Genomic DNA, 18761 nt, shown 5'->3' with positions numbered 1-18761 from the left:
AGCCGTCAGGGACGCGCGAAATCGTCCGACGTCAGTTCGAGGCGCGTGGCCGGATGGGCGAGCAGCCTGCGCTCGGCAATCGCGCGGATGCGCCCGTACCCATCGCGGAAGGTCTTCAGGATGCGGGCGTCGCTGGCCCGGGGTTCGAGCCAGAAATACGCTTCCAGTGTCGCGATCGTGATCACGCATTCAACCGGGCCGTTCGGGCGCACGAGACCGAACGCCACGCCGCGGCGGTCGGAAAGCACCTGGGGTTCGAGTTCAACAGTTTCCATGGGCGGTCAGGCAGTCAACGCTTCGGGGTGCGTCACACGGATTTTTGCATACGCGATGCGGTTTGAATATCGGATCGTACCGGGTGCCCTATATAACGGAAAAGTGGGGTGGAACGTTGACCGGCCGCCTGACAGAATCCGGGCAGGGCGGGCGTCACCAGTCGATGCGATGCTTCTCGTCGGTCTCGTGATGGCGGCGATCGTCGTCGACGTGCAGGTAAAGGCTCGTCGTGGTCAGCGACGCGTGACCGAGGTTGTCACGCACCAGGCGCAGATCGACCTGATTGTCGGCCATGTGCGAACCGGCGCTGTGCCGCAGCCAGTGCGCCGAGGCCTGGTCGAGCAGGTCCGCGCGGGCCGCAAAGGCCTCGCCGCGTTCGCGCAGCCGGCCGGCGGCACCCGCAAAGACATCCTTGACGATCGTGTGCAGGGCGGCCCGGGTCAGCGGCCGGCGTGACGGGCCTTCAGTTGTCGTCCGGTCCGGTCCCGTTGTGCGTCCTGCGGTTCGTCCCGCCGTACTTCCTATGGGGAGGACGAGCGGCGTCGTCTCGTTCGGTGAGGGCAGGGCCGTCATCCCCAGGTGCTGCCGGTAGCGTGACAGTTCCGTCATCAGTTCGCGGGTTGCCGGCACGAGGCGGTCCCTGTCACCCTTGCCGTGCACGGTGAGCCACCAGCGCATCGTCCCGTCGGCGTCGCGCCGCACGAAGAACTGGCCCATCGAATTGCCGCCGGCCTCGGCGATGCGCAGCCCGCCCAGATACAGCAGCGTGAACAGCCATCGCACGCGATGATAGTGCGCGCGGTCCCGGGCGGTCTCCTGCGGCATCGACGCAATGAAGTCCTTGACCTCCTGCCACAGGCCGGGCTCCAGATAGCGGGTGATGCGCGGGGCGGCTTTTGGGGTGCGCTGGCGCGAGAGCGCGAGCGGGTTGCCCGCGAGATAGCCGGCCTGCACCAGCCACGAAAACAGCACATTCAGGATCACCATCGCCTGGCGGATGCTGGTGGGCGACAGCGGGCCGTGAAAGGGCCGCCAGCGGGCGTCGCCCCGTGGATGCTTGCGGCCGCCGCCCGCACCGCCGCCCGCGACCCACGTTGCCGCAGGTTGCGGATCCGCGAGGAAGTGCCGGTAGCGCAGGCAATCCTCGTGTGTGAGCGACGACAGCGGCTTGCCCAGCTCCACCAGCGACCAGAGCAGCAGCCGCTCGGCCTCCTTGCGGTAGCTGTCGAAGGTCGCCGGCTTGACGGCGAAGCGCGCAAGCCACGCACGGATGGCATCGAGATCATTCGTTGCCGCAATCTGCGCGTGGCTGCCCGTTGCGCGGTTGGTCCCCGCGCGGCCGTCGAGCTCGGCGGGAATGGCGAGTGCCTCGAGTGGGGCGGGGTGCAGCGCGACCAGGTTGTGCGAGGGCGGCATGAAAAAAGGTGAGCTTTTTCGGGAAGGGTGAGCGTTTCCGGGAGCAGGCCGGCCGCCATCTGTCCCTGGCAGATTGGACAGCAGCCCGTTGCCCCAATTATTTCGACATTATGGGGTTAATGTCAAATTACTGGCGTTATGTAATTGGATATTATGCGTTTTACGTTGTATTATTAATCTATCTGAACGTCTATCCATCTCCATCTCCATCTCCATCTCCATCTCCATGTCCGGTGATCTGTCCGCTGTTTCGTCCGCCATTCCACCCGATCTGCCGTCCGATGAGGCGCGCCTTGCGGCCGACATCGACCGCCTGAAAGCCGAATTCCCGAAAACGCGCGAGCTGTACCGCGAGGTGTGCGCGCTGCTGTTCTTCCGCTTCGGCCAGACGCCGACTGCGAACCGCCTGTACCAGCTGGTGAAGCGCGGCAGCATGGGCACGCCCGCGTCGGTGCTCGGCGAGTTCTGGGCGGAGCTCCGGGAAAAGAGCCGCGTGCGCATCGAACATCCGGACCTGCCGGCCGATCTCGGCGCCGCGGCCGGCGAGCTCGTCGCAACGCTGTGGACGCGCGCGACCGCCTCCGCACAGGCAGAGCTCGAGGCGCTGCGCGCGGAAGTGGAGGGCGAGCGCACCGAAGCGGAACAGCGTGTTGCGGCCGCGCGCGGCGAACTGGAGCGGACGGAAACCGCGCTCGAGCAGCGCACGGCCGCCCTGCTCGCCGCGCAGGTCGAGGTCCGCGAACTGGAGAAGGCGCAGGCCGAGGGGCACGCGGCGCGTAAGGCGCTGGACGCCGAAATCTCACGACTGAAGGCCGGGGCGGCGGAGCGCGACCGTGAACTCGCCAGGGTGCGAGAAGGCTTCTCACGGGATCTCGACAAGCTGCGCGAGACGGCGGAGCGCGCGGAGGAGCGCCTGCGTGCGACCGAGAAGCGGGCGCTGCTCGAGATCGATCGCGAGCGGGGTGCCGCCGTGAAGCTGCAGAAGGAAGTCGACGAGACCTCGAAGCGGGCCGACCGGCGCGAGGCCGACCATCGTCGCGCGGTCGAGGCACTGCAGGCACAGCTCGGAGACGCACGCCACCAGGCGGGGGTGCTGCAGGGGCGCCTCGATGCCGTGCAGGCGACGAACGCGACGCTGCAGCAGCAGCTCGCGGCAATGCGCGAGGCCGATACGCACGAGGCGCGACCGGTTCGCGCAAAGTCCGCCGCGACGCGCCCGGCGCGGACACCGGGTCCGGCGCGCAAGATCCCGGCCGCCTCGACGCCATCCGGCAAGATGGCGGCACGCCGCAAGAAGCGGGGCCAGGCATGATGGAAAACAGCAGTCGCCCGCGCAAGGGACAAGCCGGGCGAGCAGGGCGAAACCGGCGCAACGCCCCGGCCTGCCCACCGATCGGCGCGCTGATGCGCTACGGCGAGCGCACCGTGCGGGTGATTGCCGAAGCCAGCGGCCAGCGCGTGATCATCGAGTCGGTGGATGAAGACGGTCGCACCTTCCGCAGCACGGTGAAGTGGGCTAATCTGGCCCGTCCTGAAGAGCAACTTTTCTGAGCGCGATGACCATGCAGAGCGTGCAGCAACTGGATATCTTTGCCGACAGCCGTGACGTGATGCTGCGCAATGACGTACTGGAGCAGTTGCAGCGGCGTGATGCGACGGCCGCGCGTACGGCACTGGAACGGCTCGCCGGCGAATACCCCGACGACGGCGCGCTGTCCGCGATGACCATGCTGGTCCGTGAACTCGAAGGTGGTGCCACAACGCCCTTTGCGGATCACGCGGCGCTGGCCAGCGCCCGCCGTCATCTGGAGGACGAGGTGGTCCCGGCCGCCCGGCGGGCGCTGCCCGCCCAGACTGTTCACGCGTGGCTCGCACCGTGCTGGCGAGCGCTCGCCGCGCGGGCGGCGGCCCTGGCCTTTCGCGGCAACGATGCCGGCAGTCATGCCGTACCCCTGTGGCTGCTGGCAGGCGAGTGGAGGGCCGCGAGTGACGCGATCGAGCGCATTGAATCGTGGTGGCGCATCCCGGTACCCCTTGCGTGGATGACCGAGGCCCGCTACCGGGCCGAGGGGCTGGATGCCGCGTGGCCGCTGCTTGCGGAACTGGCGTGGCTGGCGCCGGCACGGTTTGCGGCGTTAGTGTCCGCGCTGGGCGACGCGTCGCTTGACACGCTGCGCCGGCGTTTCGATGCGGAGTTTCCCGGCACGGGCGAGGTCGACGATTACGCGTGGTTCCCGGCGTTACGCGCAAGAGAAAAACAATGGACATCGCCCGGAGCCTTGAAAATACTGGGATCAGCTGTCTGCGAGGTGTCCATCAGATCAGCCGAAAAAGTGGACAGCACGACCGTCGGAGTGTCCATCTTTCGCAGCAAGTTCCGCATGGTTGGAAGCCCGATAAAGCCGGGCGTCCAACCATGCTAGAGGGTGTCAAACCACCGCGCATCAAGGGTTCACTTCGCCGGGCTTCGCCCGCCCTTGACCCGTTCAGCGGTCTCACAGAACCACGATCGAATTTGATGCGTCATTACGCGGGGTGAGCCGTACCGGGAATCTTCCCGAACATCAAATCGACGCAAGCGAAACAGCCCAAGCGCCCGTTTCGAGCGAAGACGTCCGCCTCGATCTAGCGCGGCTGCAAGGGCAGGACGCTACCGCCACGCAGCGCGGCCAGTTCTTTGCGCAGGCCGAACACCTGCCGCAGCAGTGCGAGTTCACGAGCCAGCGACTCGTCAAGCTGTGCCTGCAGATCCTTCGCGTCGCCCTTCGCGCGGTTCAGACGGTCGGTCAGTTCGCGCTTCGGGCGCTCGGCTACTGCGTTGGCCGCGTCGATCGCTTCGATCAGTTCAGCGAACTGCGGGCGCGACTTCTTGATGCTGCCCTTCTTGCGGCCCGCCTCGATCGCTACGGTGTCGTTGTTGATACGCGCATTCTTGCGCTTTTTCAGCCGTTCAAGGGCGGCGTAGTAGTCGGTCATGGCGCCGCTCATGCTGTCTCCGGGTTGATCAGGTTCTCTTGCGCGACAAGCAGTCGTTGCAGCGTCTGTGCTTCGATACGGTATTCGACGCTAGCCTCATCGACAGCGCGCAGCTTCTCGACCGTAGCCTGCTGCGCCTTGATCACGCGCTGAAGCTTTGACGGCACAACCACGAGGTTACGGCAGTCCGATTCAAGGCAATCCAGACGCATCCAGTCGAGCGGCGTCGACTTGCACTGTTCGACGCTGGCACAGCCGCCTAGCACTGTCTCGCGGTACGCCAGCTCGCCCTTCTCGAACATCCTGATCGTCTGCTCGCGCGAGTAGACCGACACAGGCGAGGCCTGCACGGCACGGCTCTGCGTCCACGCTGCATGCCCGCCGAATAGCCGCCCGTCAGAGAACAGCACCTGCTCGGCGTACGCAAGGTACTCGGACAGGCCCTGTGCCTCGGCCCATTCCTTCGCGAAGTGGGTCTTGTCGGTGTCGATGAAGCCTTTCGCGAATGCCGAGCCACGAGCGTAGTACATGCTCATCTCCTGCGTGATGTGCTGCAACTGACGCTTGAGCGTCGGCAGCGTTACGAGACCGCTGCGGTGCGCGTACAGCGCGAGCGTGCGGCGAAGCTGATGGCGCGTGAACGGCCACTGTTGCCCGGCCGCGTACTTCGGCTCGTCTTCCCAGGCGCGGTGCATGTCGACACGCTTCAGCTCAGCGATGTCCTCGACCGTGATCGTCGGGAAGACACGCTCACGAAAGGCTTCGATATCGTCATGTACGTTACTCGCCGCCCGGTTTGCCACGTACCCATAACTCAGATTCAGACCCATCCGGCAGAACAGCAGGTGCGAACCGTCCGTCGATTCGGCGTAGCCTTGCGCGCCGTGTGCCCGGTGCGCCTCGCCCGACAGCCGTTGCGCGAGCCTGACGGCGCGAGCAGCGAGCGGACCGGTCACCCAGCATGCGCGCCTGGGACGCCCGCCCGACAGCTTGGTCGTGACACCCTCGATGGTGTAGTGCGTCACGCCATCGAGACGGGTCTCGCTCAGGCAGTCGTACGGCAGGTTCTCCGCTTCCGCCGCGCGCATGCCGGTGAACGACACGATGACAAGCTGACATAGCGCGCTAATTGACGCGACAAGCGACGACACGACGTAACGGCGGTCCTTGCACCGGAAGTGCGCGGCAGCCCTTACCAGTGCCGCAGAGACGCCAGGACTCTCGCCAGCGTACCCGCGTGCGAGGTAGTCCGACAGAACGTCAGCGACGCCCTCAGCGATGCCGAGGTCATGCTGACAGGTCGACAGGAAGTGCTGGTAGATCCGCGTCGGGATGACAGGGTATTGCGAGTATCCAGCGTGTTGCGCCCAGCGTTCAAGCAGAGGCCTATGCAGTTGGGCCAGCGGTACGCGCAGCCCTGTGGTCTCGACCCCCAGACGGTGAAGCTTCACCAGAATCGAATGAAGGCGTTGGGCCTTCGCCTCCATCCCGGCTTGCGCCGCATAGTCCAGAACAACGGCGATGTTGGACAGGCCCTCGTAGAGCGTAAGCTGAAGTGCGGCGGCAAAGAACATGAACTCCCTCAGGTACATTGAACGAGCCTGAAGCGTGCCGGACGCCGGTACCGTATCGGTCGCTTCGTGCATCAGAAAGTACATGACCTGCTTCCATTGACGCGTAGTCGCTTCTGAAAGCGCGCGGCTCACGCCGTCAGGCGAGTGACCCCTGAAATAGAGATGGGTGCTGCGTGGCCCAACCATGTATGCACGGATGTCCCAGGCGTCGTCACCAAACAGCGAAACAGTGTTCCCAGCCGTATCGTGCGTGACGACCGTATCGTCCTCTACCCGATACCAGTCGGGACGCTCAGCGATCGGCGCAATCAGCGTGTTGTTCATGCCACTCCCAATTCGAAAAGCTGGTTGAGCTTGGCCAACCAGAAAGTGTCCAGATTCCCTTCGATGTCAACGTCCTGCTCAATCTGATGGACCAACGCGGCGTCGCGCTTGCGCAGTTCATCCAGCAGGAAGTCAACGCGCCGCAGCACGGCACCGAACGAACTGTCGTACTGCTCAATCGAGTCGGCACGTCCGCTCACGAGCCTGACGCAGTGACGACAGCTCAGCAGCTTGCGGATGTCGGCGACGTCAGCGTGTACGCGGTACTGGTCGCAGAAGAGACACCCTTCGGTCGAGCGGCAATCAGGCTGTACGGTGACCGATGCCGCGATTGGCGCAGGCTTGTTGAACTCGATGCAGACACCCACCGCACTCCTGATGCTGCCCGCCGGGTCGTTGACGGGCTTGAGCACGGTCTTCTCCACCAAAGCGAGGAACGCGCCCATCTCTGCCTTGTGTGCGGCGTCCGTGCCGTTCGAGTATGAACGCAGTGCCGTGGCCAGCGAGTGCCCCATCAGCTTCGCTGCGACGATGGGGCCGTGGTTGCTCACCGCCCAATCCTGCTTCGCCGCGCGCCACTGACGTGCGCTAATTCGCGGCAGCACGATCCCGAGCTTGTTGAGCCGCGCGTAAAGCAGAGTCAGAAATTCGGTTGGGAGACCGATTGGCCGTCGTAGCTGTACCTGATTCCCGACTACGATGAATAACCCGTCGCAGTCTGCGTCCTGCACCAGATACTCGCGCAGCGCCAGATACGTCTTGAGCTTCGGCATGAAACCCAACGAGACGGTAAACGTTACGTCCTTCCCGGCTGCACGGTACTTGACCTCGCGAAACTTCTGACGTGCAACTGACGCATCCTGCAGGCTCGCGGCGAGCCCCGGGCTCCACTTCATGGCCAGCAGTTGCGCGAGATTGATGCCTGTTTCGGCGAGAAACAGCGCGGCGAAACAGGAGACCGCTATCGAAGCGTGCGAGCGGCGGATCGGAGACTGCGCGTCCGCGTTCGCCGCCGCAAGATTTTTAGCCGTTAGCCTGGCGATGCTCCACGAACTCGTTCGAGGATTTTTAGCTCCTGCCCCAGCCATGCGCGTCGTGAGTTCTTCGCGAGTGCGCGGCTCTCCCGTCTCCAGATTCCAGCCAAGCAGGCCGCGCGAGTCGTCGCCTTTATTACGGCCAAATGGGTGCGGAACAAGGCAAAGATGCTCGCCTCGTGCCGTGGTCACGTGCATCGGGTACGGCTTGAAATCGAGTACGAGCGTGGTGATGCTGTTGAAGAGTGCGTCAGCCCATGCGAGCAGGGAGGCTTGTGCTTCGGCATCTGGCACAGCCGTTGGCACAGAAGCAGCCTCTTGGCTGCGCAGCACCCTCGCATCGGTACAGAAGTCGTCGTCTCTGAAGAGCTCACGTAGCATCGACAGCAGATTGCGCTGATAGCGGGCGACGGAATTGCGGTGCAGGCTGCCCAATGAGACCTGTTCGCGCTTCTCACGGAAGTAGCGATGAACCGCGTCCGCGGTAGCCTTCTCGTCACAGAGCACCTGATGCAGGCCCTGCATGTCGGCCCAGTTGACGAAGTCAAGCATGACGCGCAGAGCACCGTAGACCGTCTTCGGACGCATCGCGCCAAGGGTCATACGCCCGGAAAGCTGCGCCACCAGCAGGCGTACGACCTTGGCCCGTTCGCTGCTGAAGCTTGTTTGGTCGAAAGTGCGTCGCGTGCGCTGCCGGCTCGACGTATCACGCGTCAGGTAGCAGATCCGCCCGATATCGGACCTGCTGGCAAGGCCTTCCCACTTGAGCAACGCGCGTTCGGGGTGCAGCAGCGTTGTGCCCTCCGCGAGCGGCATGCACACTTCCTCATAAAGGCGGCTCATGCTGCCACCGCAGTGTCGAGGGCGCGCGTGACCAGTGCCGACAGGTGCGTGCCCCAGCCGTCCTGCACAGCGTCGAAGAGCTTGCGGTTCTCGCGGTAGCCGAGGTAAATCTCGGTCGTGGACGGCCGGGCGTGCCACATCAACTGCCGCAACTGATCGAGTGCCCGGGTGTACTTAGTCTCATTCGCTGTCATCGTGTCGACCATGTTCAGCCCGTAGGTCGCGCGCAGGTCGTGGAAGCTGAACTCGTACCTGGGGTTGCCGAGCTGTACGCGCATCATGGGCAACAGTTCGTCCCTGATGAACTGGCGTACGGCCTGCCCCGTCTTGAGGTGACGGCGTACGTGCGGGCCAGTGCTGACCGGGGCGCGCGACGCGCGGTCCTCGTAGAGCGGCGCACCGCGATGGCTCAGAAAGAGCGGCTGGTCGAAGTGATCGCCGCCGTCTGCCAGTTGGCGACGCTTGCGCGCACGATCGCTGTGCATATAGATGTACAGCCGCTCGTAGAAACCGCGCGGCAGATGCAACACGCCCTTGACACCGCCCTTCGTGTCGATGCCCGTACCCGGTCCGCAGGCGAGACGGATGTCGTCGCCGTGAAACTCGCCCGGCTTGCGCATCACGTGTTTCGCGCGCATGGTCAGTACCGTCTGGATCCGAGCGCCCGTCAACAGTGCGAACAGATGAACGAGCGTCATCTCGGTGTTGCCGAGAGCGGCTAACGATTCAAGCAGTACCGACTGCTCGGAAGAGGGGAGCGGGCGCAGGCGAGCGCCGTCCTGAATGCGGTCGTCCCACGGGTCTTCTGCGCGCCGACCACTGATCGACAGGTCGGTGGTCTTGACCTCGATCACGCTGCTGAAGCCCTTCTGGTCCTTGAACTCGATGAACCGGTCAGATTCGACCCACGGCGCGTTCACGGGCTTGAAGCCTGCTTCGGTCATTAGCCAGCGATAGAAGCGCACGATAGTGCCCATACGACGCCTGGCGACGCTCGGAGACAGTTCGCCTGCCTGCACGGCCAGCTTGATCGAGGCGCTATAGCGGTAGGTCGGACGTTGCCGCTTGTTCACGGGGAACACCAGCCAGTCGATGCCCTCGTCATCCAGATAACGACGGAACGCCACCAGATCGTCTGCGATGCTGGCGAAGGTCAGCATGTTGGGCGACGACTTCGACTCCATCATATCGATGAGCCAGATGTTCGCCTCAGCCCACGGCGTGCCGTCCGCGAGTCGGACAACAGGGAAAAGTGGGAAGGTACCTGCGATCGACTGCGGACGGGAGTCGCGCCTCCTGCTGGTGTCCGGGTCTGCGAGCAGGACCGTGTGGTAGATGGCGCCGCCCTCGGGCGTGGTGATGCTGACCGGCGTCGCGCCGGGTGTGTCGCGGTCAACAACCTCGGTCAACGGCAGTTGCCGGATGGTGGTTCGTCTTGCTGTCATCGCCCAGATCCTCATGCTGTGTTCGAGTGGGCGGCCTCTTTAACACAGCCTGCGAGTATCATGGAATCGTTCTTGGCTTGCGCATACGGCCTGGCTGCTGGTGGTCAAGCCGGCGCTCGCGGAGCGCCTCAGCGAGGCGCGCGTGCAGCATGGCGAGCCGGCGTCACGCGCAACGGCCCTGCTGGGTGAGATCCTGCGGCGGGAGCACGAAGGCGACCAGCACGAACTGGTCAGTCTGCGTCAGGAATTCAGCCGGTTGCATGCGGGTCTGTTCGAGGCGTACATGGCAACACGAAAAGTGCAGCACCGGTGAGGATGACGACCACCGGCTGTGATCATCGCTGACGTCGTCACATGGAGAAGTCGGGCGCAGGCACGGAGGCGACATGTCATTGAAGGCGCAGTGGTACCGGGACAAGCTCGCGAAAAAAAGTCGTCAGGGCTTCTGCGGCTACCCGGTCGCAACGGTGGCCTTTTATGGGCCCGACGACACGCGGGCGACGAAGGTGTCGGTGGGCATTGTCACGCACGAAGGCGCAGATGCTGACCCGGTTGAGCGGTGGTTCTGTGAAACGTCCGATGCGAGAACCGATCCGGCAGTCACCGAACAGATCGTCCGGTTCATTGAACAGCATGGGGCGCGCTCGGTCGCCGCCATCGATCGCATCATCGGGTGTCCGCATGAGGAAGGCATCGACTATCCGGAAGGCGAAACCTGTCCGCTGTGCCCATTCTGGGCCCATCGCGACCGGTGGACCGGCGAGATCATCAGTTGAATCCGCGGTGCTTGCCCAACTGATGGAAGCATACCTGGCGGGCTCAATTGCCCGCGAGTCTTCCGTTCCCGCACCCCACGGCTGATCCGGCGATGGACGGCGACGACAACCAGAGAGGCGGCTAATGGAACACGGGAACACGGCGGCCGACGAGCAGGCACTACAATTCGTTCTGAAGCCGCCGTCCGGAGTCACGATGTGTCGTGAACACCTGCTTCACACAAGATTCATGCTGTTCAACCCGTAGGCCGGCCTCATGATCCAGCTGGACGAACTGCGCGGGCATCCGCTCTTCAGGGATCTGTCAGAAGCGCTTTTGCAGTGGCTGCGCGAACAGCTGACGGAAGTCAGCATCACGGCAGGGGAGGTCCTTGCCCGTGAAGGCGAAACGAGGTCCCACTTTTACGTCGTGCTGCAGGGTGAAGTCGCCGCGACAAAGCTTTCCCGCGGGCAGCAGATTCCCACGTCCCGGTTCATTGCGCCCAGCTACTTCGGGGCAGTCTCGCTGCTCTCGGGAACGCCCGCGCCTGGCACGCTCAAAGCGGTCACCGACGGGCGCGTGGCGCTGCTGCCGGAACGCGCGTTCCGCGAATTGCTGGTCGGCTCGGAGACCTTCTGCCGGCTGATCTTCCACAGCTCCTTTGATCGCCTGATGAACCTGGAGGCGACGCTGCGTAACCGGGAAAAACTGGCTGCCCTCGGCACGCTCGCCGCGGGCCTCGCGCACGAATTAAATAATCCTGCGGCTGCACTGGTGCGCACGGCGGACCGTGCGCTGGCCGCACTCGCAACGCTGAAGGTTGCGCACATCGAGTTGAGGGATAGCTCGATTCCTGTCGATGCAATGAAAATCCTCGAGAGTCTGGGCGAACGCCAGGGACTGACCAACGTGATGTCGGCTATCGATGCCCTGAAGCGGAATCAGGCAGCGGACGCGCTCAGCGACTGGCTGCTCGCACAGGGTGTCGGGAAGGCGTGGCTCCTGGCGCCATGCCTTGTCAGCGCGGGAATCCTGCAGGAGGAACTTGACTCGCTTGCCGTCACCCTGAACAGGGAGCAGTTTGCCGCCGCCATCCACTGGCTCGCGTCGACACTGGAACTCAACGCGCTGATGGAAGACATCCGCGTTGGGTCGGTCCGGATTTCAGGGATCATCCGGGCGATGAAATCCTACTCGCACATGGACCAGTCGCCGCAGCAGGATGTGGACATCCATGAAGGCATTGAAGATACCCTCATCATCATGCAACACCGGCTCAGGCAGGGTGTCACCGTGCATCGTGAGTACGATCACAGCCTGCCGCATCTGAGCCTGTATGGCAGCGAACTCAATCAGGTATGGACCAACCTGATCGACAACGCCATTGATGCCATGAGTGGCAAAGGCGAGATCGTTGTGCGGACTTACCGCGAGATGGACTAGGCAGTGGTCGAGTTCACCGACAACGGGACCGGCATCGCAGACGATGTCATGCCGCATCTGTTCGAGCCTTTTTTCAGCACCAAGCCGCCGGGTCAAGGTACGGGCCTGGGCCTCGACATCTCGTATCAGACGGTCGTCAACCGGCACCGCGGTGCGCTTCTTGTCAGTTCACGCCCGGGACAAACGACCTTCCAGGTGCGCCTGCCACTGGTGTCCAGACCAGGCTAAACGCAGTCTCGGGAGGTCCACGTCTGGGGCTTGCGGCGCAAGGGCGTCAATATGCGAAACGTCCCGGATTGCGCCGTTCGCGATCCTGCTCCTGCCGTCAATCCCCTGTCGCTGTCTTACTTCCCCTTTTCTAATCCGGAGGTCAGAGCATCTATTGTCGGTCGATCAGCTGGATAAGCTATCGATTTCAATTGGGGGCATACCTCAGGACAAGGGGAGGCGCGAGTAGTCGATCACGGTTCTGCGGCAGAAAGGCGTCAAGCCGCATGTAGCAAACCTTCGGGATCTCGAGTTTGACCCTTCCGCGCAAAGGTGCATGGATTGCTGCAGAGTTTGGCGTGTTCCTGCCGTAAAGGCTCGAACAAGGCGCCAAGCTGGTCGCAGGGACACGTGGGAGCAGCCAAGAGATCTGGCCTACACTGGAAGAGCATCATTCGCGTGCCCGGGGCCGCGTTGACGCAATGCAACGTGGCCCGTTCAAGCGCGCAAATGACGGGGCACGGGCAACACGTTACTACTGCTGCCTGAAATTCATCTGGAACTGATGTTCAAGAAAAGGGGGCATCATGTTGCAAGCCAGTGAAATCCAAAAGCGCTTTACTCATCTGCAGCAAACCATCAGCGATGCATCACGGACATGCCATGCTGACAAGACGATCCCAGCTGATTTGATGAACCGGATGGACGAACTTGATAAGGAGTGCAAATCAGCAAAGAAGGTCATGGCGTCCAACGATGAGGATCGGATCCGGCAGTGTGTCGATGATCTCGAACGGATAGGCGATCGTGCAGAGCGCGCTTGCCAGCAGGTCGGTAGTCTCGACGCCAGGATCAAGGATGCAGTCAGTACGATGCATTCGGAACTTACTGACCTGAAGCGTCAATTCCACTGACCTGACCGACAGCCCCGGTCCAATCCGCCGGGGCAATTGTCACTTCAGCGCCGCCAGGACGCGCGGCAACGGCTCCGCTCGGTGCGCGGCCATCTGCTTCCGAGTGACTGCCGTGCCTGATTGCGCAGCAATATCCTACACGGAGGTATGCCATTGCTACGTACGTCATCCTCAGCCGTCTCGCTTCTGACGCGTTCAAGGATCCCATGGATCTGAAGCAACTCGCCGCCACAGTGGCCGGGAAGATCAAGGCCGAATGCCCCGCTGTCACCTGGAAGGACAGCTATCCGACACTCGGTCGCTTCGACGTCGTCGATGTTGCTGAGTCGAATGATCTGAAACAGCGTGAGCGGGCGGCGCTGATCATCCGCGGCGGCGGACACGCCGCCACCGAGACCATGCAGGCAACGCCGTGGGACGTATTCATTGCATCGCTGTAGCGGTGCTAGATCAGTCGGGCCTGAGGCGATCACAATCACCAGGTCGATGCCGCATTTCACCGCCGCGTGTCGTGTCTGATCGTAGTCGCGGGAGCCGCCATCTTGCAGGATCGTTTTCTCTACTTCCCCGAGAAAGCCCGAATCGAGGACCTCGTTTCCGGCGGACTTCGCGCCTGGCCGACGCCCGAGGCGTTTCGGGGCCTCGTGGCCAGCCCGGCCGCAGAGGCGCGCGGCACGGCCATCGTCTTTCACGGCAATGCAGGGCACGCCGGACACCGTTCGTTCTACGCCGGGGTGCTCACCCGGCTCGGGCTGCGGGTCATCCTCGCCGAATATCCGGGCTACGGGCCCCGCGACGGCGCGCCCGGCGAAGAGACTCTGGTGGCCGATGCCCAACAGACCATCGCGCTCGCCCATCGCTTATACGGCGCGCCGCTGGTGCTCATCGGTGAATCGCTCGGGCCGGCGTCGCGGCTTCGACTGGCTCGCGCGAACGCGACAAGGTCACAGGCTTGCTGCTCATCACGCCATGGGATCGGCTTGAGCACGTCGCCGCTCACCACTATCCGTGGCTGCCCGTGAAATGGCTGCTGCGCGACCGATACGACAGCGTGACCTGCCTGGCGTCGTTCGACCGCCCGGTTCTCGTCGTGGTGGCGGAAAGCGACAGCATCGTTCCCGCGCGTTTCGGCGAGGCGCTCTACAACGCGCTGGCCGGTCCGAGACAGCTGATAGTCGTAAAGGCGGCGGAGCACAACGACTGGATCGGGCGCGTCGACGAGACCTGGTGGCGGGAGGCGATCAGCTTCCTGCTCACGCCACCTTATTGAAATATGAAACCCGGCACCGTCCCACGCAAACGCAAACGCCTGTACGTCCTCGATGGGAAGAACAGGCCGGTCGAGGTGTTCGACTTCAGCGAGTGGTCGCGCTGGATGTCTGAGAACGACCTGATCTTTCGCCGCACATTGATGGAGGAATCCGGCGTGACAGTCACGACCCGCTTCCGCGGTGTATCCGAAGCGGGTAACGGGGAGGCCCTGCTGTTCGTGACCCGTGTTGCCGGAATGCAGGAGCGGGACAACGAGAGCTACGGAGCACGTACGCTCGATGAGGCGCTGGAGCAGCATGAGTGCATCGTACAGAAAATCCTCCGCATGCTGACCGGGCGATGATCGCCACGGCGCGACGATACTTGGCGATGATAGCCGCGCCTCGCGGGAGCAACATCTCGGTCGGCGCGGTTCTGAAGTGGCGTTCAACGCTGTTTTAGGTATCAATCAATACCTGACGGGCATCAATTTCGAAGCAGTTGCGCATGCTGCCCTGGAGTAATTAATCAGGCCGACCGACGTACGGGTAATCACCTACGTAGTGTCATCCCAAATATTAGATGCGCTATATTAGAATGATTCCTCAATTGATGCATCGCACCATGCCGTGTTAGGCGGCTAGGGTTCGCACTTCTCATTGCTTGTGGTGACGCAATGACGGACGGGCGTTTCGTTATGCTAAATGAATAGGCGATCTTAATGAGCGTTTTCACAGAACAACTGGTTCCTTTGCAACAAGGGCAATGTCATCACCCTGTTCGCGCTGACGAATCAGGCATTCCAAGGGTTACAGAAAGTGGCCGCACTGAATCTGCTCAGGTCTGCGCTTGCAGAAGGCGAAGTAAGCTGGAAAGAAGCGCTCTCTGGCCAGCCCACGGAGGCGATCGTCACGAGTCAGATCAACGCAATGCAGGTCGCGGCCGAGAAGATGTTGTCATATAACCGCCACCTGTATGAAATCGCTTCGGGTACACAAGCAGAATTGCTGAAAGTCTCGCAGGCGCGGCACGAGCAGCAGAACCGCGACGCGCAAACGCTCGTCGACAGTTTTGCGACGAGCGCACCCGCCGGTGCCGAAGCCGCCATCACAGTGCTGAAATCGGCGTTCTCGACAGCCAGCCTCACGTATGAAACGGTGCGCAAGGCTGCCACGCAAGCCATTGAATTAACGCAAAGCAACCTTGCCGCTACGAGTGCCGCTGCCTCGAAGGCTGGCCAGCAGGCCCCCGCGCAGATGTCGCGCGCAGCGAAGCAGTAAGGGTTGAACCGCGACAGGTTGCCCGTTGCGCCACTCAAGCGTTTTTATGCCCTGACTGGCTGATCCAATAAACCGGTTCGGAAAGTCATGTCGCGCGCTTCGCGCACTCAGCTGGCAGCGTTGCAAGTTCCATGTTGATTCCGTTGCCCAGTTCTCGGGGGACCTGACTACGCGCAATGACGTGCCACGGCAAGTCCAGCGTAATGGTTAGAGCAATTCAAGGTTGCGTATTGTCATCTAAGGAGTGGAAATGACTGATGTTGTGATCGTATCGGCGGCCCGTACGGCCGTTGGTAAATTTGGTGGGTCGCTGGCGAAGATTGCAGCGCCGGAACTGGGCGCCACGGTGATCCGCGCCGTGCTGGAGCACTCGGGCCTCAAGCCTGAGCAGGTGAACGAAGTGATCCTGGGTCAGGTGCTGACGGCGGGCTCGGGACAGAACCCGGCGCGTCAGTCGCTGATCAAGGCCGGTCTGCCGATGGCAGTGCCCGGCATGACCATCAACAAGGTGTGCGGCTCGGGCCTGAAGGCCGTGATGCTGGCCGCCAACGCGATCATCGCGGGCGACGCGGACATCGTCATCGCGGGCGGCCAGGAAAACATGAGCGCGGCGCCGCACGTGCTGCCGGGCTCGCGCGACGGCTTCCGCATGGGCGACGCGAAGCTGATCGACAGCATGATCGTCGACGGCCTGTGGGACGTGTACAACCAGTACCACATGGGCGTGACGGCTGAGAACGTTGCGAAGGAACACGGCATTTCACGCGAAGACCAGGACAAGTTCGCGGCGCTTTCGCAGAACAAGGCGGAAGCCGCACAGAAGGCCGGTCGCTTCGATGATGAAATCGTGCCGATCCAGATTCCGCAGCGAAAGGGCGATCCGCTGTCGTTCGCAACGGATGAATTCGTGCGCCACGGCGTCACGGCTGAATCGCTGGCGGGACTGAAGCCGGCCTTCTCGAAGGAAGGCACGGTGACGGCGGCGAACGCGTCGGGGCTGAACGACGGCGCGGCGGCGGTTGTCGTGATGTCGGCGAAGAAGGCTGAGGCGCTGGGTCTCACGCCGCTCGCGCGTATCAAGGCGTACGCGAACGCGGGCGTCGATCCGAAGGTGATGGGCATGGGCCCGGTGCCGGCATCGCGCCGTTGTCTGGAGCGTGCGGGCTGGGGCGTGAACGACCTCGACCTGATGGAAATCAACGAGGCATTCGCGGCGCAGGCGCTGGCCGTGCACAAGCAGATGGGCTGGGACACGTCGAAGATCAACGTGAACGGCGGGGCGATCGCGATCGGTCACCCGATCGGCGCGTCGGGCGCCCGTATCCTCGTCACGCTGCTGCACGAAATGCAGAAGCGCGATGCGAAGAAGGGCCTGGCTTCGCTGTGTATCGGCGGCGGCATGGGCGTGGCGCTCGCAGTCGAGCGCGTCTAATCATTCAACTCATGTGAAGCGGTGCGTTTGCGACGCGTACTCTGGCGCGCAGACGAACTGCTCTCCATTCGCGCGATATTCGAAGCCAACAAGCAATCGTGCGATTTGAGCAATGTCGAGTCCGTAATCTTCGGTCCAGCCGGCGGCGGCAACGCATTGCTGCAAGACAGTGGTGGTAGATGCAGCGCTGCCATTGAAAACTCACAACTCTCGCAGAAAGTAACATCAAGGATAAGTAGGATGACGAAGCGAATCGCGGTAGTGACGGGCGGTATGGGCGGCCTTGGAGAAGCGATCAGCATGAAACTGCACGATGCGGATTGCGCGGTGGTAGTCACATACTCACCAAGCAATGCCGGCGCAAATGACTGGCTGGCCAGAATGGAATCCCAGGGCTACAGGTTTCGCGCCTATCCTGTGGACGTGGCCGACTATGACTCGTGTCAGCACTGTGCGGCGAAGATTCAGGTTGAGGTTGGCCCGCTCGACATCCTGGTGAACAACGCAGGGGTCACGCGGGACATGACGCTCAAAAAAATGGACAAGGTCGACTGGGACGCGGTCATCCGAACCAATCTGGATTCGGTGTTCAACATGACTAAACCGCTGTACGAAGGTATGGTTGCGCGCGGCTGGGGCCGCATTGTCAATATTTCGTCGGTCAACGGTTCGAAAGGGGCCATCGGCCAGGCCAACTATGCGGCGGCCAAGGCGGGCATGCACGGCTTCACGAAATCGCTTGCACTCGAGGTTGCTCGCAAGGGCGTAACGGTCAATACGATCTCGCCGGGCTATCTCGCGACAAAAATGGTGACCGCGATCCCGCAGGACATCCTGGAAACGAAGATCCTGCCGCAAATTCCCGCCGGCCGTCTGGGCAAACCGCAGGAAGTGGCGGCGCTCGTTGCGTTCCTGTGTTCGGACGAGGCAGCGTTCATCACCGGGGCGAACCTTGCGATCAACGGCGGCCAGCATATGGAGTGAGCGGCTGGCCTTGAGGTCGCGGCGTCATCGCCACAAACGGTCATTCGATTGTGGCGATGACCGGCGGCGTCGCGTTTCCGCGCGCTCAAATCGTCCCGAAGAACGACATGGGTCCGGCGACGCCGTAATCTGAAAAAGATCGACCAATGTGCTGCGCCGACCGGTACCGCAACAAGTGGTAAGGGAACATCGATGCCGTGAGTTTTTTCATAGGCCCCGCAACATTGAGGCCTTAAGCTTAATTCAATATGCATCGCCTGAATCGCTTGCACACCCAACACGAGAAATGCGGAGAAGAGCTGTCGGAGGCAGTCAATGATGCATGACGATGAGCGGCAGGAGTTCTTGCATATCCGGAATATGGTGCTTGAACGTGAGCGCCTGGTACAGATCAGTGATGACGTCAGCGTGGAACTTCCCGTCGTGCAACGTGAATACTGGCGGAACCGGATCAATGCATTGCTGGCTAGACAGGCCGTCTCGAGAACTACCGTTGCGCAGGCTTCAGTATTGTTGATGAAGCTGGACGGCTTTACCAATGCGCTGAAGAATGCCAGATGATGTATTGCGAGTTCCGGGGGTGGCCGTCTACACTGAACTTTAATG

Annotated in this window: 19 protein-coding genes and 2 pseudogenes; 15 read left to right on the top strand and 6 right to left on the bottom strand. The window is 62.5% G+C overall.

The genetic code is table 11. From position 1 onward, the window contains the following. Nucleotides 1–5: 5 nt before the first annotated feature. Complete coding sequence (locus tag C2L64_RS47665; protein ID WP_079503655.1) at nt 6–275, bottom strand: DUF1488 family protein; 270 nt, start codon at nt 273–275, stop codon at nt 6–8. Nucleotides 276–429: 154 nt separating this feature from the next. After that, nucleotides 430–1692 carry a tyrosine-type recombinase/integrase gene (locus tag C2L64_RS47660; RefSeq protein ID WP_103154212.1) on the bottom strand — a complete coding sequence of 421 codons (1263 nt, stop codon included), beginning with the start codon at nt 1690–1692 and terminating at the stop codon, nt 430–432. Between the two features lie 226 nt (nt 1693–1918). Between C2L64_RS47660 and C2L64_RS47655 the strand changes: the two genes are divergently transcribed. Genes C2L64_RS47655 through C2L64_RS47650 form a run of 3 tightly spaced genes read left to right on the top strand, consistent with a single transcriptional unit; the run spans nt 1919 to nt 4115 of the window. After that, nucleotides 1919–3004 (top strand): DNA-binding protein, encoded by a 1086-nt coding sequence (locus C2L64_RS47655; protein ID WP_103154211.1) that lies wholly within the window; start codon nt 1919–1921, stop codon nt 3002–3004. After that, entirely contained in the window at nt 3001–3243 is a 243-nt protein-coding gene (locus C2L64_RS53830; protein WP_158660637.1) for a hypothetical protein, read from the top strand. The genes C2L64_RS47655 and C2L64_RS53830 overlap by 4 nt, the downstream gene beginning before the upstream one ends. Nucleotides 3244–3248: 5 nt before the next feature. Continuing rightward, on the top strand, nt 3249–4115 hold the full coding sequence (locus tag C2L64_RS47650; RefSeq protein ID WP_244212270.1) for a hypothetical protein: 867 nt from the start codon (nt 3249–3251) through the stop codon (nt 4113–4115). A 202-nt stretch (nt 4116–4317) separates the two neighbouring features. Here the strand turns inward: C2L64_RS47650 and C2L64_RS47645 are convergent, their stop codons facing one another. From C2L64_RS47645 to C2L64_RS47630, 4 genes are read right to left on the bottom strand one after another with little or no spacing between them, the layout of a single operon-like run. After that, a complete protein-coding gene (locus C2L64_RS47645; protein ID WP_103154009.1) occupies nt 4318–4680 on the bottom strand; it encodes a hypothetical protein in 363 nt (120 codons plus the stop codon). Next, entirely contained in the window at nt 4677–6566 is a 1890-nt protein-coding gene (locus C2L64_RS47640; protein WP_103154010.1) for an integrase, read from the bottom strand. The genes C2L64_RS47645 and C2L64_RS47640 overlap by 4 nt, the downstream gene beginning before the upstream one ends. Further along, nucleotides 6563–8443, bottom strand: coding sequence for an integrase (locus C2L64_RS47635; protein WP_103154011.1), 1881 nt, complete (start codon nt 8441–8443; stop codon nt 6563–6565). The genes C2L64_RS47640 and C2L64_RS47635 overlap by 4 nt, the downstream gene beginning before the upstream one ends. Then, the gene (locus C2L64_RS47630; protein ID WP_103154356.1) at nt 8440–9888 is read right to left on the bottom strand and encodes a site-specific integrase; all 1449 of its coding nucleotides are present in this window, start codon (nt 9886–9888) and stop codon (nt 8440–8442) included. Before C2L64_RS47630 ends, C2L64_RS47635 begins: the two co-directional genes overlap by 4 nt. A 100-nt stretch (nt 9889–9988) precedes the next feature. Here C2L64_RS47630 and C2L64_RS47625 point away from each other — a divergent pair, with 100 nt between their 5' ends. The 12 genes and pseudogenes from C2L64_RS47625 (at nt 9989) to C2L64_RS53825 (ending at nt 18716) form a co-directional block, all read left to right on the top strand. Continuing rightward, a complete protein-coding gene (locus C2L64_RS47625; protein WP_244212269.1) occupies nt 9989–10201 on the top strand; it encodes a hypothetical protein in 213 nt (70 codons plus the stop codon). 73 nt (nt 10202–10274) lie between these two features. Continuing rightward, entirely contained in the window at nt 10275–10664 is a 390-nt protein-coding gene (locus C2L64_RS47620) for a hypothetical protein (RefSeq protein WP_103154210.1), read from the top strand. Nucleotides 10665–10920: 256 nt separating this feature from the next. Then, nucleotides 10921–12087, top strand: coding sequence for a cyclic nucleotide-binding domain-containing protein (locus C2L64_RS47615; protein WP_103154209.1), 1167 nt, complete (start codon nt 10921–10923; stop codon nt 12085–12087). A 3-nt stretch (nt 12088–12090) separates the two neighbouring features. Next, entirely contained in the window at nt 12091–12315 is a 225-nt protein-coding gene (locus C2L64_RS47610; RefSeq protein WP_103154208.1) for a sensor histidine kinase, read from the top strand. Nucleotides 12316–12881: 566 nt separating this feature from the next. Then, nucleotides 12882–13208, top strand: a complete 327-nt coding sequence (locus tag C2L64_RS47605) for a hypothetical protein (RefSeq protein ID WP_103154207.1) — start codon at nt 12882–12884, stop codon at nt 13206–13208. Between the two features lie 152 nt (nt 13209–13360). Beyond that, on the top strand, nt 13361–13648 hold the full coding sequence (locus C2L64_RS47600; RefSeq protein WP_103154206.1) for a GYD domain-containing protein: 288 nt from the start codon (nt 13361–13363) through the stop codon (nt 13646–13648). A gap of 66 nt (nt 13649–13714) precedes the next feature. Next, a pseudogene (locus tag C2L64_RS47595) lies at nt 13715–14478 on the top strand (alpha/beta hydrolase). 3 nt (nt 14479–14481) lie between these two features. Continuing rightward, entirely contained in the window at nt 14482–14823 is a 342-nt protein-coding gene (locus tag C2L64_RS47590) for a hypothetical protein (protein ID WP_103154205.1), read from the top strand. A 403-nt stretch (nt 14824–15226) separates the two neighbouring features. Beyond that, a pseudogene (gene phaP / locus C2L64_RS47585) lies at nt 15227–15739 on the top strand (TIGR01841 family phasin); the annotation flags it as partial. 250 nt (nt 15740–15989) lie between these two features. Next, a complete protein-coding gene (locus C2L64_RS47580) occupies nt 15990–17171 on the top strand; it encodes an acetyl-CoA C-acetyltransferase (protein ID WP_103154203.1) in 1182 nt (393 codons plus the stop codon). A gap of 240 nt (nt 17172–17411) precedes the next feature. Continuing rightward, nucleotides 17412–18155 (top strand): acetoacetyl-CoA reductase, encoded by a 744-nt coding sequence (phbB, locus tag C2L64_RS47575; RefSeq protein WP_103154202.1) that lies wholly within the window; start codon nt 17412–17414, stop codon nt 18153–18155. A 315-nt stretch (nt 18156–18470) separates the two neighbouring features. Beyond that, nucleotides 18471–18716: a hypothetical protein gene (locus C2L64_RS53825; protein ID WP_158660636.1), complete on the top strand. Its 246-nt coding sequence runs from the start codon at nt 18471–18473 to the stop codon at nt 18714–18716. The last annotated feature ends 45 nt before the right edge of the window (nt 18717–18761 follow it).

This window comes from Paraburkholderia hospita (assembly GCF_002902965.1).
GTDB lineage: Bacteria > Pseudomonadota > Gammaproteobacteria > Burkholderiales > Burkholderiaceae > Paraburkholderia > Paraburkholderia hospita.
The sequence above is the reverse complement of the archived record's forward strand: the minus strand, read 5'-3'. Positions and strand labels throughout refer to the sequence as shown.

Excerpts from the sequence above, each read along its gene's own strand:
- C2L64_RS47640 (WP_103154010.1), bottom strand. The coding sequence starts at position 6,566 with ATGAACAACACGCTGATTGCGCCGATCGCTGAGCGTCCCGACTGGTAT.
- C2L64_RS47635 (WP_103154011.1), bottom strand. The coding sequence starts at position 8,443 with ATGAGCCGCCTTTATGAGGAAGTGTGCATGCCGCTCGCGGAGGGCACA.
- C2L64_RS53825 (WP_158660636.1), top strand. The coding sequence starts at position 18,471 with ATGATGCATGACGATGAGCGGCAGGAGTTCTTGCATATCCGGAATATG.
- C2L64_RS47650 (WP_244212270.1), top strand. The coding sequence starts at position 3,249 with ATGACCATGCAGAGCGTGCAGCAACTGGATATCTTTGCCGACAGCCGT.
- C2L64_RS47655 (WP_103154211.1), top strand. The coding sequence starts at position 1,919 with ATGTCCGGTGATCTGTCCGCTGTTTCGTCCGCCATTCCACCCGATCTG.
- C2L64_RS47590 (WP_103154205.1), top strand. The coding sequence starts at position 14,482 with ATGAAACCCGGCACCGTCCCACGCAAACGCAAACGCCTGTACGTCCTC.
- C2L64_RS47605 (WP_103154207.1), top strand. The coding sequence starts at position 12,882 with ATGTTGCAAGCCAGTGAAATCCAAAAGCGCTTTACTCATCTGCAGCAA.
- C2L64_RS47580 (WP_103154203.1), top strand. The coding sequence starts at position 15,990 with ATGACTGATGTTGTGATCGTATCGGCGGCCCGTACGGCCGTTGGTAAA.
- C2L64_RS47620 (WP_103154210.1), top strand. The coding sequence starts at position 10,275 with ATGTCATTGAAGGCGCAGTGGTACCGGGACAAGCTCGCGAAAAAAAGT.
- C2L64_RS47665 (WP_079503655.1), bottom strand. The coding sequence starts at position 275 with ATGGAAACTGTTGAACTCGAACCCCAGGTGCTTTCCGACCGCCGCGGC.
- C2L64_RS47660 (WP_103154212.1), bottom strand. The coding sequence starts at position 1,692 with ATGCCGCCCTCGCACAACCTGGTCGCGCTGCACCCCGCCCCACTCGAG.
- C2L64_RS53830 (WP_158660637.1), top strand. The coding sequence starts at position 3,001 with ATGATGGAAAACAGCAGTCGCCCGCGCAAGGGACAAGCCGGGCGAGCA.
- phbB (WP_103154202.1), top strand. The coding sequence starts at position 17,412 with ATGACGAAGCGAATCGCGGTAGTGACGGGCGGTATGGGCGGCCTTGGA.
- C2L64_RS47615 (WP_103154209.1), top strand. The coding sequence starts at position 10,921 with ATGATCCAGCTGGACGAACTGCGCGGGCATCCGCTCTTCAGGGATCTG.
- C2L64_RS47645 (WP_103154009.1), bottom strand. The coding sequence starts at position 4,680 with ATGAGCGGCGCCATGACCGACTACTACGCCGCCCTTGAACGGCTGAAA.
- C2L64_RS47630 (WP_103154356.1), bottom strand. The coding sequence starts at position 9,888 with ATGACAGCAAGACGAACCACCATCCGGCAACTGCCGTTGACCGAGGTT.